General features: G+C 68.1%; 11 protein-coding genes and 2 pseudogenes. 1 reads left to right on the top strand and 12 read right to left on the bottom strand.

What is annotated here, in order from left to right; all coding sequences use genetic code 11:
• Window positions 1-306: 306 nt before the first annotated feature.
• Window positions 307-546 (top strand): annotated as a pseudogene (locus tag VKZ50_03405) (AAA domain-containing protein).
• Here VKZ50_03405 and VKZ50_03400 read toward each other — a convergent pair.
• The 12 genes and pseudogenes from VKZ50_03400 to rny form a co-directional block, all read right to left on the bottom strand.
• Window positions 519-1637 (bottom strand): annotated as a pseudogene (locus VKZ50_03400) (AMP-binding protein). The pseudogenes VKZ50_03405 and VKZ50_03400 sit on opposite strands and share 28 nt — an antisense overlap.
• Complete coding sequence (locus VKZ50_03395; GenBank protein HLJ58758.1) at window positions 1558-1977, bottom strand: AMP-binding protein; 420 nt, start codon at window positions 1975-1977, stop codon at window positions 1558-1560. Before VKZ50_03395 ends, VKZ50_03400 begins: the two are co-directional and overlap by 80 nt.
• Entirely contained in the window at window positions 1977-3401 is a 1425-nt protein-coding gene (locus VKZ50_03390) for an AAA family ATPase (GenBank protein HLJ58757.1), read from the bottom strand. The genes VKZ50_03395 and VKZ50_03390 overlap by 1 nt, the downstream gene beginning before the upstream one ends.
• A gap of 1116 nt (window positions 3402-4517) precedes the next feature.
• On the bottom strand, window positions 4518-5084 hold the full coding sequence (locus tag VKZ50_03385) for a thiamine pyrophosphate-dependent enzyme (protein HLJ58756.1): 567 nt from the start codon (window positions 5082-5084) through the stop codon (window positions 4518-4520).
• The gene (locus VKZ50_03380; GenBank protein HLJ58755.1) at window positions 5081-5641 is read right to left on the bottom strand and encodes a thiamine pyrophosphate-binding protein; all 561 of its coding nucleotides are present in this window, start codon (window positions 5639-5641) and stop codon (window positions 5081-5083) included. Before VKZ50_03380 ends, VKZ50_03385 begins: the two co-directional genes overlap by 4 nt.
• Window positions 5642-5728: 87 nt before the next feature.
• Window positions 5729-7666, bottom strand: a complete 1938-nt coding sequence (selB, locus tag VKZ50_03375; GenBank protein HLJ58754.1) for a selenocysteine-specific translation elongation factor — start codon at window positions 7664-7666, stop codon at window positions 5729-5731.
• A gap of 18 nt (window positions 7667-7684) precedes the next feature.
• Window positions 7685-9133 carry an L-seryl-tRNA(Sec) selenium transferase gene (gene selA / locus VKZ50_03370; protein ID HLJ58753.1) on the bottom strand — a complete coding sequence of 483 codons (1449 nt, stop codon included), beginning with the start codon at window positions 9131-9133 and terminating at the stop codon, window positions 7685-7687.
• A 7-nt stretch (window positions 9134-9140) separates the two neighbouring features.
• A complete protein-coding gene (locus VKZ50_03365; protein ID HLJ58752.1) occupies window positions 9141-9365 on the bottom strand; it encodes a zinc ribbon domain-containing protein in 225 nt (74 codons plus the stop codon).
• Window positions 9366-9389: 24 nt separating this feature from the next.
• Window positions 9390-10268: a PHP domain-containing protein gene (locus tag VKZ50_03360; GenBank protein HLJ58751.1), complete on the bottom strand. Its 879-nt coding sequence runs from the start codon at window positions 10266-10268 to the stop codon at window positions 9390-9392.
• 15 nt (window positions 10269-10283) lie between these two features.
• Window positions 10284-10553, bottom strand: coding sequence for a stage V sporulation protein S (locus VKZ50_03355; GenBank protein ID HLJ58750.1), 270 nt, complete (start codon window positions 10551-10553; stop codon window positions 10284-10286).
• Window positions 10554-10781: 228 nt separating this feature from the next.
• Window positions 10782-11570 (bottom strand): TIGR00282 family metallophosphoesterase, encoded by a 789-nt coding sequence (locus tag VKZ50_03350; GenBank protein ID HLJ58749.1) that lies wholly within the window; start codon window positions 11568-11570, stop codon window positions 10782-10784.
• A gap of 77 nt (window positions 11571-11647) precedes the next feature.
• Complete coding sequence (rny, locus tag VKZ50_03345; protein ID HLJ58748.1) at window positions 11648-13207, bottom strand: ribonuclease Y; 1560 nt, start codon at window positions 13205-13207, stop codon at window positions 11648-11650.
• Window positions 13208-13439: the final 232 nt, after the last annotated feature.

Genomic DNA, 13439 nt, shown 5'->3' with positions numbered 1-13439 from the left:
CCGAAGCGTAAGCACTAATCCGCATTGTCCCCGTGGCGGTTGCCTGTCCGCGCCGCCACGGGTGAGGTACTCTGAGAGGGTGCCTACCACCACTCCTCCTGTCGCTGTCACTCAGATTGACAAGCTCCTTGACGCCTTCATAGCCGCGTTGCGGGACAAGATTACGGCCGCGAAATCCGCCAAAGGCGATTCGATCACCTCCCTCTCCGACGGGCCGCCGCACCCAGCGCGGAGTCGACCACTCCACATACACGTTCCTCATGGACCGCTCCGTAGCTGCATCCGATGACGTCCCTGTAGAGCTCGATGTCGGAGGCCGTCGGTACAAGGGGAAGCGTGCTCTACAACTTCGTTTGCGGACCGCCCGGGACCGGCAAGACCCACACGCTTGCTCGAGTCACAGAAACGTTTCTCCGGCGCGGGATGCGTGTACTCGTGGTCGCGCACTCCAACGTGGCCGTGGACGAAGCGGCCATGGATATTGCCGATCTCCTGCACGACACCCCATGGTACCAGAACTACGAGATTCTCCGGCTCGGGCACCATCGGAATGAAGGGTTTGCCCAACACGAGCGCATTCTCTTCGACCAGTACGTCGAGATGCTCGCGCGCCGGAGGACGGGCGCGCACCAAGACTGCGGCGACCACGACCTGTCCCCACATGGGATCCGGAGCGCCGACGACGCACGCGTCCTCCGCAGCCGGGTGGCTCTGCAGCACGCGCTCGACCTCAGCCGGATAGACATTTTCTCCCCCGGACACCACCAGATCCGTTCGGCGATCCACCACATAGAGGTACCCGTCGGCGTCGAGATACCCGAGATCGCCTGTGAGCAGCCAGCCGCCGCGCAAGACCTGTGCGGTATCGCCCGGTCGCCCGTCGTACCGCGCATGACGACGGGGCCTCGCACGAGGATCTCGCCCACCTGCCCCGGCGCCGTCCGGCGTCGCCCCGAAGCCGCGATCCGGAGTTCCGCCGGAAACAACGCTTGGCCGGCGGACCCGGTCTTCCGCGACACGTCCTCGGGCGCCAGGGTGGCGACCTGGGACGCCGTCTCCGTCAGCCCGTAGGTCGGCGCGATCGGGATGCGGCGTCGCACGCACGTCTCAAGCCGGCCTGGTGAGATCGGCCCGCCGCCAAGCAGGATGGCTCGGAGGTGCTGCGGAAACGGCCGCCGCCCGCGCGCGTCGATGAGGCGCTGCACCATCGTGCCGACCAGCGAGATCAGGGTCACCCGCCCATCATCGATCTCGCGGTTCACGACGTCCGGCTCGAACGCGTCGTGCAGGATCACCGGCACCCCCTAGATCACGCTGCGCTACAGAATCGCCAGGCCGCCGACGTGGGAGAGCGGCAGACGCGCCAGCCAGCAGTCGTCGCGCCGCAGCCCGAGATGCAGCGCCGCGCCCACGGCGCTCCACCGGTGGTTTCCGTAGGTCAGCAGCACCCCCTTGGGCGTCCCCGAGGTGGCGGAGGTGTGGACGATGCCTTGGATCGACGACAGAGACAGGCGCGGGCACGGGAGTCCCTCGCCAAGCGCGCCCCCGCCGCTTCGATCATGTGGTTCGGGCTCGGGCTCCTCCGCAACGAGCGCACGCGCGGTTGGCAGAGCCGCCGCCTGGCCGGGCGCCGTCACAGATCACCGCGGGCGCGCCCACGCCGTCGAGCTGCCGCACGAGATCGGGCTTCGTGAGCCGCGCGTGCAGCGGCACCATGACCGCGCCGAGCTTCGTCAGCGCATGCGTGGTGGCGACAAACGACGCGCCGTTCCGCATGAGGACCGCCGCCCGCGTCCCGGCCGTTATCCCCGAGCCGACGAGCCAGTGTGCGACCCGGCTCGCGGCGGCGACCAGCCGTTCCACCACGGCCTTGATCAGCTCGTGAGTATAGCATACAGTGTGGCGGTCATCAGTCTTTGCGGCGCTTCCCGCGATGTGGATGCGCCTTCCTAGCAACGGGCTCGAGGATACGACCATCACTCACACGTCGTCCATACTCGGGGATGGAAGAAGCTCACGCGCGACAGCAAGAAAGTCCGAGCCGCGAGCCGGCCCATCAGGAACACCCGAGCGATGACTTCAGGATACAACCGAGTTCGAGGATCAGAATACGTCCATCCAGGCCGATCGCCTGACGGCCCTGTAACGTTGACAAGTTCCGCGAGTTCCCGCTCGGTCAGTCCCAGGTCGGCGAGATCATGTTGAAATAGTTCTGCGCGCTCGTCGTCATTTGGTCGCCGAAACGGCTCGATGAGCGCCGCCCGACGGGCGATGGCAGGATCCAGGGTTCTGAAGCGGTTTGTGCATAGAAACACTAACACTCGGCCCGTAAATCGCCGAGCGTCGTCGATCTTCTGAATCAGCGTGTTTACTGCGACCTTGTCCTCATGATGGCTATGCTCCTGTGCTCGAGTAGCAGCTAGCGAGTCCGCCTCATCAATGATGAGCACGGTCCGCCGACTCTGGCCGGCGCTACGAGCGACGACATCAAAAGCCTGGTTGATGAGGGTGCTCATCTGCCCGACTCGGCCGGCGCGGCGTACGCGCGTGCTTAGTTTGTAGAGTTGCGTTTCCGCACCGTCCTCACGCGCCAGCCTATTGGCAATCGACTCCGCCGTTACGGTCTTGCCGGTCCCGACATCGCCTTCGAAAATATTAAGGGGATAACGGTCGCCGAGAAGGCGACAGATCACCACGCTCACTCTATAGTGTCGTTGGCTCCACTGGGCAATCCCTTCTGAGTCCACCAGCAGGCGCAGGTGTCGCTTTAACCGCTCGTAGCGTGCGGCAAAACCCACGAGATCGTGTTCGCGAGCCGTGAAACTGCCGTCCGGCAGCGCCTGCCTCAATTCAAAGAGGTCGACCGTTTCGCCGCCTGCGGAGACCGTGCTCACCGGTAGTCTCTGCGCTCGAGCCCATAGCCGTTCCTGGCATATCTGCGGACCGGACCGGCTGTCAGACTGGAGTGTGTCAGGTCGTGCTTCCGTCGGAACCCAGCTGATCTTAAATTCGTTGCGCGCCCGAAACTCTGCCCGCTGTGGCGCTGATAGACTCGTCCAACTCTTCGAATGAGTCACGACGACGTCGAGACTGCCTGCGGGTGTCCGCGGCCAGAGATTCGCGCCCGGCAGGTCGACGGACCAATCCCAAGCCTCCGTTGACACGGCGTACGCCCTCGCGCGCACCTTTTGACCGGATACGTCAACTAGGATGAGATCGACACCCACCAAGTACTCGTACTCAGCAAGAATCTGCAGATCGTGTACGAAGTCCTGGACCTTCTCTTCCGACATGCACGTCGTGACCTGAGCGATGGCCCGCAGGTTGGCGTTAAAGCGGCTCAGGACATGTCGGATGTCGAGCACCGTATAGGCATCGGTGTAGGTTCCTGTGGTTGTCATAGCGACGAAGCCTCGATGCTGAACGGAGTCCCGACAATTTCCTCCCACATTTCGAGCGTTTCGCCTTCGTAGTACTCGTGTGCGCTGTGTTGAGCAAGTCCCAGGAGTGTTCGGCGCGCTCGACGATCGTGTCCGGCTCGGCGCTCGTCATACGGCGCGTCACATTGTTGCCGACGTTCACCGGGTCGAGAATAACAACAGCCCCTGTTGGTAGTCGATTGACGGGTCCCTGTTCGGGAAACGTGACCTGCTTTTGCAGCCTGGACTCCGCAATGTACAAGAGAAACCGGTTCAATCCGTGCTCGATGCTGCGAGCCGCCCCTTCCGTGTCTTGAAGATGCGCCAACAGCAGCTCGATCGCGAACGACCCCAACGCTCCCATCGCGGCTACATCGCCCTTCTGGTTGTCTGTTTCGGCCGCCGGCGCCTACGTCGGTCGGCGGGGGGCATCTGGGGGCCAAGACGCCACTGTCGATACTCTACAAGGCTTCCACTCGCGTTCTGTTAGCCGTAGAGCCACTCTACTGCTACCAGACACCCAAGAAGAGATAGCCGAAGGTCCGTCGTGTTGGAATCACAACCATTTCGAGATGGCCAAGGGGCCTTGGACCCACCTCTAGACGGTGACGTATAAGTGCAAATTGAGTGCAGAATAAGCGCAGGCCATCCGAACCAGCGTTCGCCAAGCTCACGAAAGCCCTGATACGCAGCACTTTCCGGCGATTCACGGATTGCACCGCATTACGTCCTGACGGTTTTGAAGACCGTGAGACCCACCAGGACCCGTGCCCCTCCGTTGGGGCCGACCGGGCGAGAAGCCCGCCGGCCACCTGCCGCGGCACTCGTGGAACACGCTTCGAGTCTCCACCACCGGTCCCCTGGGTGCGCTTCCGCCTCACCGCCGCTCGGGCCGTCGAGATGTCAGCAGTGGGACCCCAGGATCTCGACGCAACGCGGCGCACGTGGTCCTCGCTGCCATCGACCTTCGCCCGAGGTGGTCCCGCCCTGCGCCCTGCGTTCCATCAACTCGCGACCGCACCGCGCGTGACCAACGTCTCGCGGCGCGGCCGCAGGGGAGCCGGGACGCACCCGTGCAACGTCAGGGCGGCGACGCGATCACGTCCCGACGGTGCCGATCGCCTCCATGAACCGGTCCTTGAAGTAGATCGGGCGCCGCGGCACCCGCGCGAACGCGGTCGCCTGCTCGACCTTGGCCAGGATGAACCACGGCCCCGGCTCGCGCAGCGCGCGCGCGACGGCGCTGGCGAATGTATCCAGATCGGCCGCCGTCAGTGTGTGCACAATCCCCGCGCCCCGCGCGATCGCCTCGAGGTCGGCGCCACGCGTGGTGTGGGTCGCTTGCCCGCCGGTCGTCTCGTAGGTCCCGTTGTCAAACACCACGAGCACCAACTTCGGAGGGCGGTGGGCGGCGATGGTCGTCAAGGTCCCGAGGCTCATCAGCATGGAGCCGTCGCCGTCCAGCACCAGGACCGGACGGGTCGGCTGCGCCAGCGCGAGGCCGAACCCGACCGACGAGGTGGAGCCCATCGCGCCCCACATGTAGAAGTTCTCGGCACGGTCTGCGGCCTCGTAGAGATCGTAGGTATTGCGTCCAAGGTTCGAGACCACTGCCGCGTCGGCGAGCAGCGGGACGATGCGCCTGATCGCGTCGAGTCGCTTCATTTCAGCGTCTTGCCTCCCGTCAGCAGCATCGAGAGCACCACCGCCACGGGCATCATCGTGGAGAACGCCAGCTCCGCGGCGCCCCCCAGGATCGGTACGATCTCGCTCTCGGACGTCAGCGCGAACGTCTGAATCCCCAACGCGTCGAGCACACGCGGCACCGCGTGCCCGAGCGGGACCTGAGCGGGATTGAACTCCCCGAGCCCGCCGCGCTCGCTCACGATCAGCAGCATCGGGATCTGGTACGGGACGACGAACGACCCCAGGGCGTTCATGGAGTTGCCGACGCCGCTGGTCTGGAGGATCACGGCGCCCCGCTTGCCCCCGAGATAGGCACCCGCCACTGTGGCCACCGCTTCTTCCTCACGCGTGCAGCACACCACGCCGCACGCCGGGTCGGCCTCCAGACGGGTCAGGAGATGTCCCGTCACCTCGTCGGGCACGTACCCGATCATGTGGACGCGGTGCTGGAGCAGAACGTCCGCGACGATCCGGCTCCAGGGCTGCGAGAGGGCTTCGGCCGCAGAATGGCTCGCGGCCGCACGTGCTCGTGCCATGCGGTCACCTGCCTTCATGGACTCGGTCGACGTAGTCGAACTTCGCCGGGCATCTGTCGCTGGCCTGCACTCGCGCGCCGCCCGGCGCTACTCGTCCGCCGGTCTCCCGAGCACGCGACTGTCACCGATCCGGCGGGTCACGTGGCGCGCGTCGAGGAGTTCGAGCGCCGCGAGCACATACTTGCGGCTGCTTCCCAAGAGGTCCCTCACGGCCGCGACCGTCAGCTCGCCGTGCTCACGGAGGTGCCCGACGACCCTGGCTTCGATCTCAGCGATCGCGTCACCGTGAAACACAACGCCGCCTACATCCACGAGCGTGCCGTCGTCGAGCAGCGCCTGGAACATGCGGTCGCCGACGGCGCGGTCCGGGATCGCCGCCAGCACCTCCGCTCGCGCGGGGGGAGTGAAGCGACCGCGCACGTAGGCGTCGGCGATCGCTCCGGCGGCCGCGCGCTCGCCCGCCGTCCGCACCGGCGTGAACGACGTAGCCCGCACCAGTGCGTCCCCGACGCTGATCTCGCCTGCAGCTGCGAGCGCGTCCAGCACCGCGCTGTACAATCGATCGTCGCCAGAGGCGAACGCGCGTCGCTTGAGATCCTCCCGAGGGATGCCGGCGCGCCACGCCGCGGCCGCATGGTGCGACGCAAGCGTCTCGACGATGTCGCGGCGCACAGCGGCCGTGGTTTCCGCGGAGAACACACGGCCGCGGATCAGGAGGGCGTGCCCGGACTGCGCGAGCGCCTCGATGTGCTGCGCCGCGCGCTCCCGAGTCACGCCGAGCAATCGGGCCGTCTCGTCCACCGTGGCGCCGGTGCGCCCGGCGGCGTGGAGAGCCGCGCGCACTCGCGTGTCGAGTCCGGCGCCGGCGTCGGAGGCCAGCGCGGCCGCCGCCGCGGCGTTGCGACGGCGCGTGGGGGCGTCGACCGCGATCACCTCTCCCCCGCCCGCGGTCGTCATGGGCGAATACCGCCGGATGACAAACGGGTCGCCCCGCGCGGCCACGGTGTCGCGCTCCAGACGCAATTGGGCCACGGCTTCGGCGCCGGCCGTGAGCGCGTCCCGATCGAGCAGGCGTACGCGGCCGATCACCTCGTCCGCGGCGAGATAGAATCGGATTCGGTCGTGATGCCGGAGCGGCGGCGCCGACTCGAGCATGCGCAACCGGACATCCAGCGTCCTCGACGGCCGGTACGCTCCGGGGACGGCGAGGACGTCGCCGCGAGCGACCTCGCCCCTGGCGACGCCGACGAGATTGAGCGCGGCCCGCTGGCCCGCCCGCGCCTCGTCCACGGCCTCCCCGTGACTCTGCACCTGCCGGACGCGCACCTCCCGGCCGGCCGGCAAGAGCGCGAGCACGTCGCCGGTGCGAATGCGCCCGGCCCACAACGTACCGGTGACGACCGTGCCGAACCCCGCCATCGTGAAGCTCCGATCCACTGGGAGCCGGGCGGGCGCATCCGGGTCGGGCGTTGGCAGGTCGGCCAGCGCGCGGTCGATCAGCTCGCGGAGTTCCGGCAGCCCAGCGCCCGTGCGCGCCGAGACCGCGACCACCGGCGCGGTCTCGAGGAATGTGCCCCGCACCAAGCCGGCGATCTCCTCGCGTACCAGCGCGAGCCACTCCGAATCGGTGACGAGGTCGAGCTTCGTCAGCACGACGATGCCGCGCCGCACTCGAAGGAAGCGGAGAATATCGAGATGTTCCCGTGTCTGCGGCATGACGCCCTCATCGGCCGCGACCACGAGGAGCACGAGATCCACGCCCGTCGCGCCGGCGAGCATCGTCTTGATCAGGCGTTCGTGGCCGGGGACGTCGACGATGCCCGCGCGCACACCGCTCGGCAGATCGACGTGGGCAAACCCGAGGTCGATCGTCATCCCCCGGCGCTGCTCCTCGGCGAGACGATCCGGGTCGGTCCCAGTGAGGGCGCGCACCAGCGCGCTCTTACCGTGGTCGATGTGGCCCGCGGTGCCCACCACGGCGTAGCGCGTCACGGGAACTCGCGCGGCCGCGGGGCGCGACGTCATCGTCCGGTCGTCGCGAGGTTACGCGGGCGCGGCCGGGTGCGACCCCGCGATCGCCGCGAGCGCGTCCGTGAGCGGGGACTCGTCCTCGGGACCGAGGGTGCGGAGGTCGAGCAAGAGTCGGCCATCGGCGATGCGGCCGAACACAGGCGGCCGGTGCCCGCGCAGCCCACGCTCCCACGCGTCCAGCGTGCCTCTCTGGGGACTGATCGCGATCGCCCAGGAGGACAGCTCGACGCCGGGGAGCGCACCGCCTCCCGCCTCGGTCGTCGTCCGGCACACGCTCAACTCGGCGGCGCCGGCCGTGACCGGCCGGAGCCGTTCGAGGAGGCTCGCCGCCGCGCGCTCCAGGTCATCCGCGGACCTCGCGAGCATCTCGAGCACGGGGATCTCCGCCCACGCCCGGTCGGGATCGCGGTAGACGCGCAGCGTCGCCTCAAGGGCGGCGAGGTCCAGCTTGTCGATACGCACGGCACGCGCGAGTGGGTGCGCTCGGATCTTTCCGATCGCGGCGGTGCCCCCGAGCAGCACCCCGGCCTGGGGTCCCCCCAGGAGCTTGTCGCCGCTCGCCGTGATGACGTCCACGCCGGACGCGACCGCGGCCTGAACGGTCGGCTCCCCGGAGAGTCCGGCGGCACCCGCGGTACACTGAATGCGGGACGCCAGATCGACGAACGCTCCGCTGCCCATGTCGAACAGCACAGGCACGCCGGCGCGTTGTCCCAGCGTCGCCAGCTCGCGGGGCCCCACGTCGCGCACGAACCCGCGCATCGAAAAGTTGCTGCGGTGCACCTTGACGAGGAGCGCGGTTTCGGGCGTGAGCGCCGCCTCGTAGTCCGAAACGTAGGTCTTGTTCGTGGTGCCGACCTCGACGAGTCGGCAGCCGCTCGCGGCCATCACGTCGGGCAGGCGGAAGCTCCCGCCGATCTCCACAAGTTCGCCTCGGGAGACAATCACGTCGCGGCCGCGGGCGAGGGCGGCCAGCGCCACGAGCACACCGGCGGCGTTGTTGTTCACGACGAACGCCGCCTCCGCGCCGGTCAACTCGCGCAGCAGCGCCGTGACGTGGGCCTGCCGCGAGCCGCGCTCACCCGTGGCGCGATCGACCTCCAGCATCGTGTACCCTGACGCCGCCGCGACGGCACGCCGGGCATCGGCGCACAGCGGCGCGCGGCCCAGGTTGGTGTGGAGCACGATACCGGTGGCGTTGATCGCGCGATCAAGGCTCGGCGCCGATCGCTCGGCGAGCAGCGCCCGCGCATCGGCGAGCAGCGCGTCCACGGTGATGGCATCAGCCGACGCCCGCCCCTCCGCGAGACGTCGGCGCGCACGTTCCACGGCCTCCCGGACGCATGCCACCACGAGACGCCGGGGATGGCGCCCGGCCGCGCCCGAGGCGTCGAGCCCCTGCAACAGACGCTCCACCGAGGGAAGCCGGCGGAACGACGGGCGCTCAGGGTCCCCGCGCATCGACCGGCTACTTCAGCAGCAGGCCCAAGCCTGCGCCGACCACGATCACGATCCCGATCACCCAGGCCACGCGGACAAGGTCATAGGTCACCCGCCGCCGGAGCTCCGGCTCGCTTTCACGCACCGGCAGCGCGGCGCGGCCCGCCTGGGCCGGGGCCCGCAGCCTCGCACCGCACGCCCGGCACAAGATCTTGCCATCGGGATTCTCACTGCCGCACTTCGGACATCGCATCGCAGCCCTCCACGTTGATGACCCTCACTGCACGTGACGCTCCACCGCAGGTACAGGCCGGCCGCGCCCCGCCCCCATCTGAAGCGCCTCCCAGCGGCGCCGTAGCGCCGTCACCGTCTCGGGCGGCACGGGCACGCTCCCGAGCGGGATGCGGGTGGCCATCCCTCCTCCATGGTAATCGGTGCCGCCGGTCACGACAAGCGCGTACCGACGCGCTATCGCGAGGTACGCCTCCATCATGGCGGGCGTGTGATCAGGGTAGTAGACTTCGATCCCGGCGAGCCCGTGTTCCACCAGTTGCGGCACGCGTTCGATCACGGGGCCGCTGCTCGGCCACCCCGGGTGTGCGAGCACGGGCACCCCTCGCGCCGCGAGGATCTGCTCCACGGCCTCCTCGGGCGTGAGCTTCGGCCGGGGAACGTAAGCGGGCGCCGCGCGGCCGAGGTAGCGTTCGAAGGCCTCCTGGCTCGTGCCGACGCGTCGAGCCTCCACGAGCGCCCGCGCGATGTGCGGGCGGCCGACGGCCGCGCCGGCCGCGAGCGCCCGCACCCGTTCCCACGCGATCGGGACCCCGAGCTCCACGAGCCGCTGGACCATCGCCTTAGCGCGCGCGACGCGGCCGTCCCGCATCCGTTGGAGAAACGCTTGGAACGCCGGCTGAATGTAGTCGACCAAGTACCCGAGCACATGCACCTCGTACGGGCCGACGTCCGTGTTGATCTCCACGCCGGGGAGCACCTCCACGCGGTAGGTACGCCCGGCGTCGAGCGCATCCGCCAGCCCATTCGTGGTGTCGTGGTCCGTGAGCGCCAGCAGCCCGACCCCGTGCTCCCGCGCCTCTCGAACGAGACGGGACGGCGACAGCAGGCCGTCCGAGGCCGTGCTGTGAGTGTGGAGATCGATTCGCAGTGTGTGCTCCTATCGCGGGGTGCGGGGGGACACGATGAGCTTGATTGCGGTCCGATCCTCGCCATCGATCTGCACGTCCGCGAACGCTGGGACGCACACGAGGTCCAACCCGGACGGCGCGACGTAGCCCCGCGCGATCGCGATCGCCTTGACCGCCTGGTTGATCGCGGCGGCCCCGATCGCCTGCAGCTCGGCCGTCCCCTTTTCGCGGACGACGCCGGCCAGCGCACCCGCGACGGCGGTCGGGTTGGATTTGGCTGCCACCTTAAGCACGTCCATTGGCACGAAGCCTCCTCGGCGCAGTAGGTCGATTTTTGGCCCTGTTTAGCCCGCATAACCGGCGGACTCCTCACCTTCGCGGGAGCCCGCCAGAATCCTTCCCCAGGGCTCCCCACCCCGCTGCGGGGCCCGCAACGCCCCGGGGGGCACACCGTGGCGGTCCCCGGGCGCGCCCGCCCGGCGGCACGGCACGCCGGCCTCAGGGCTGGCGCGCAGCCCCCGAGACGCCTAGTCGGCTAGGCGTGTCACGCGCTCTATCGCGGACGCGCGCCCGGTCCTGGCGTCGGCCTCGACGACGACCGCGTTGAGTTGCACCGGGCCCGTCGCAACGTCGAACCGAGACGGCAGCAGCGTTAAGAACCGCCGGAGCACCTCTTCCCTTCCCATCCCGATGATCGAGTCGCGCGGCCCCGTCATGCCAGCGTCCGTGATGAACGCCGTCCCGGCCGGCAGCACGCGCTCGTCCGCCGTCTGCACGTGGGTGTGGGTGCCGATGATCGCGGATACCCGCCCGTCCAGGTACCACGCGAGCGCCGCCTTCTCCGATGTCGCCTCGGCGTGGAAATCCACGATGATCACGGGGGCTTCGCCGCGCAACCGCTGGGCCTCCTCGCGTCCGAGCTCGAACGGCGACAGCAGCGGCTGCATGAACACCCGTCCTTCGAGGTTCAGCACGCCGACGGGGGCGGGCGACGGCCCCGACGTGCGAAAGATGGCCGATCCCCGCCCGGGCGCGCCCGCTGGATAGTTCGCCGGCCGGAGCAGGCGTGGGTCGCTGTCAAGCAATGTCGCGCTCTCCCGCGCCTGCCACGTGTGGTTTCCGCCGGTGACCACATCGACGCCGGCGCCGACCAGGTCCTCGAAAGTTTCGCGGGTGATCCCAAAGCCCCCCGCGGAGTTTTCACCGTTCGCGATCACGAGATCGATGCCGAGCTCTCGGCGCAGCCCCGGCAGCAGCGCCGTCACGATCCGCCGCCCAGGCTTCCCCACCACGTCCCCGACAAACAGAATTCGCACGCGCCCGCTCCCCTCCGGTGGCACACGGCAGGGGACGGGCCCCCGCCCGTCCCCTGCCCGCCGTCCGGCGCCTGTCGCTACTTTGCGTACTCGATCGCCCGCGTCTCGCGGAGCACCGTGACCTTGATCTGCCCCGGATACTCGAGTTCATCCTCGATCTTCTTCGCCATGTCGCGCGCCAGCGTGGCCGCGCTGGGGTCGTCGATCTCCTGGGGCTTGACCAGCACCCGAATCTCGCGCCCCGCCTGGATCGCGTACGCGCGCTCCACCCCCGTGAATGAGGTCGCGATCCGCTCCAGGTTTTCGAGCCGCTTGACATACATCTCCACCGTTTCCTTGCGGGCGCCCGGCCGCGACGCCGAGATCGCGTCGGCTGCGGCGACCAGGATCGCCTCCACATACTCCGCCTCGGCGTCGCCGTGATGGTAGGCGATCGCGTTCAGCACCTGGGGAGGCTCGTGGTACCGCCGGGCGATGTCCATCCCGATATCGCTGTGCGTGCCCTCGACCTCGTGCGTCAGCGCTTTCCCGATGTCGTGCAACAGCCCCGCTCGGCGTGCAACCTCCGCGTCGGCGTCGAGGTGGGTCGCCATCAGCCCGGAGAGCAGCGACACCTCGATCGAGTGCTGCAGCAGGTTCTGGCCGTAGCTGAACCGGAAGTTGAGCCGCCCGAGGAGCTTGAGCTCTTCCGGGTGCAGCCCGTGCACGCCCGCCTCGAACGCGGCGCGTTCACCGGCATCTCGAATGCGCGCGTCGAGGTCCCGCTGAGCCTTTTCGACCATCTCCTCGATCCGCGCAGGGTGGATCCGGCCGTCGGTCAGGAGTTTCTCGAGCGCCATCTTGGCGATCTCGCGACGGATCGGATCGAACGAAGACAGGGTCACCGACTCCGGCGTATCGTCGATGATAAAGTCCACGCCGGTGAGACTTTCGAGCGACCGGATGTTCCGGCCTTCGCGCCCGATGATCCGTCCCTTCATCTCGTCGTTCGGCAGCGGAATCACGGAGACGGTCACGTCCGCCGTGTGATCCGCAGCGCAACGCTGAATGGCGAGCGCCAGGATCTCGCGCGCCCGCCTATCGGCATCTTCCCGCACTTCCGCTTCGACCTTCCGGGCCGTCTGAAGCGCATCGTACCGCGCCTCAGTCTCCACCCGCTGGAGCAGTTCCTGACGTGCTTGCTCCCCCGTTAACCCACTGATCCGTTCCAACTCCCCACGGCTGGCTTGATAGAGTTGTTGCGCCTCTTCCCTGACCTTGGCGACCTCCTGCTCACGTTGCGCGAGGGTCTGATCACGCTTCTCCAACGTCTCGAGCTTGCGGTCGAGGTTCTCCTCTCGTTGAACCAGCCGCCGCTCCAGGCGCTGCACCTCGCCCCGCTGTTCCCGAATTTCGCGTTCGGCGTCCCGTTTGATCCGGAACCCCTCGTCCTTGGCCTCCAGGAGTGCTTCTCGCTGCTTGCTCTCTGCCTCCCTGTGCGCCTCGGCCTTCGCTTCTTCCAGGATCCGCCGGGCTGCTACCTCAGCCGTTCCGATCTTCGCCTCGCCGGCGAACTTACGCAGAAGATACCCAAGGAGGAACGCCGCCAACCCGATCCCGCCCGCCAACACATACGTCGAGGCGTTCGTGGTGGCCACCCCCTTTTGCTGTTACATCTCGTGCGTCTTTAAGAGCCCCCTCCGTCCCGGCCCGTTGTTGGGCCGCTGCTCTGCTGTGATCTCTTCGACAATGTGTCGAGTTTTCACCATATTTTAACGTGCGTGATCACCGGGGGTCAAGGGAACCGGCGCGGGCGGACATCCGTCGCGTCGCCCGGGGCGTAGTGTAGGGTGCTGGACGTGAGAAGGCGCCTTGACACCCGTCGAGCGC

This window comes from bacterium (assembly GCA_035295165.1).
Lineage (GTDB): Bacteria > Sysuimicrobiota > Sysuimicrobiia > Sysuimicrobiales > Segetimicrobiaceae > JAJPIA01.
Note: the sequence above shows the minus strand (reverse complement) of the source record. Positions and strands in the feature narration are given on the sequence as shown.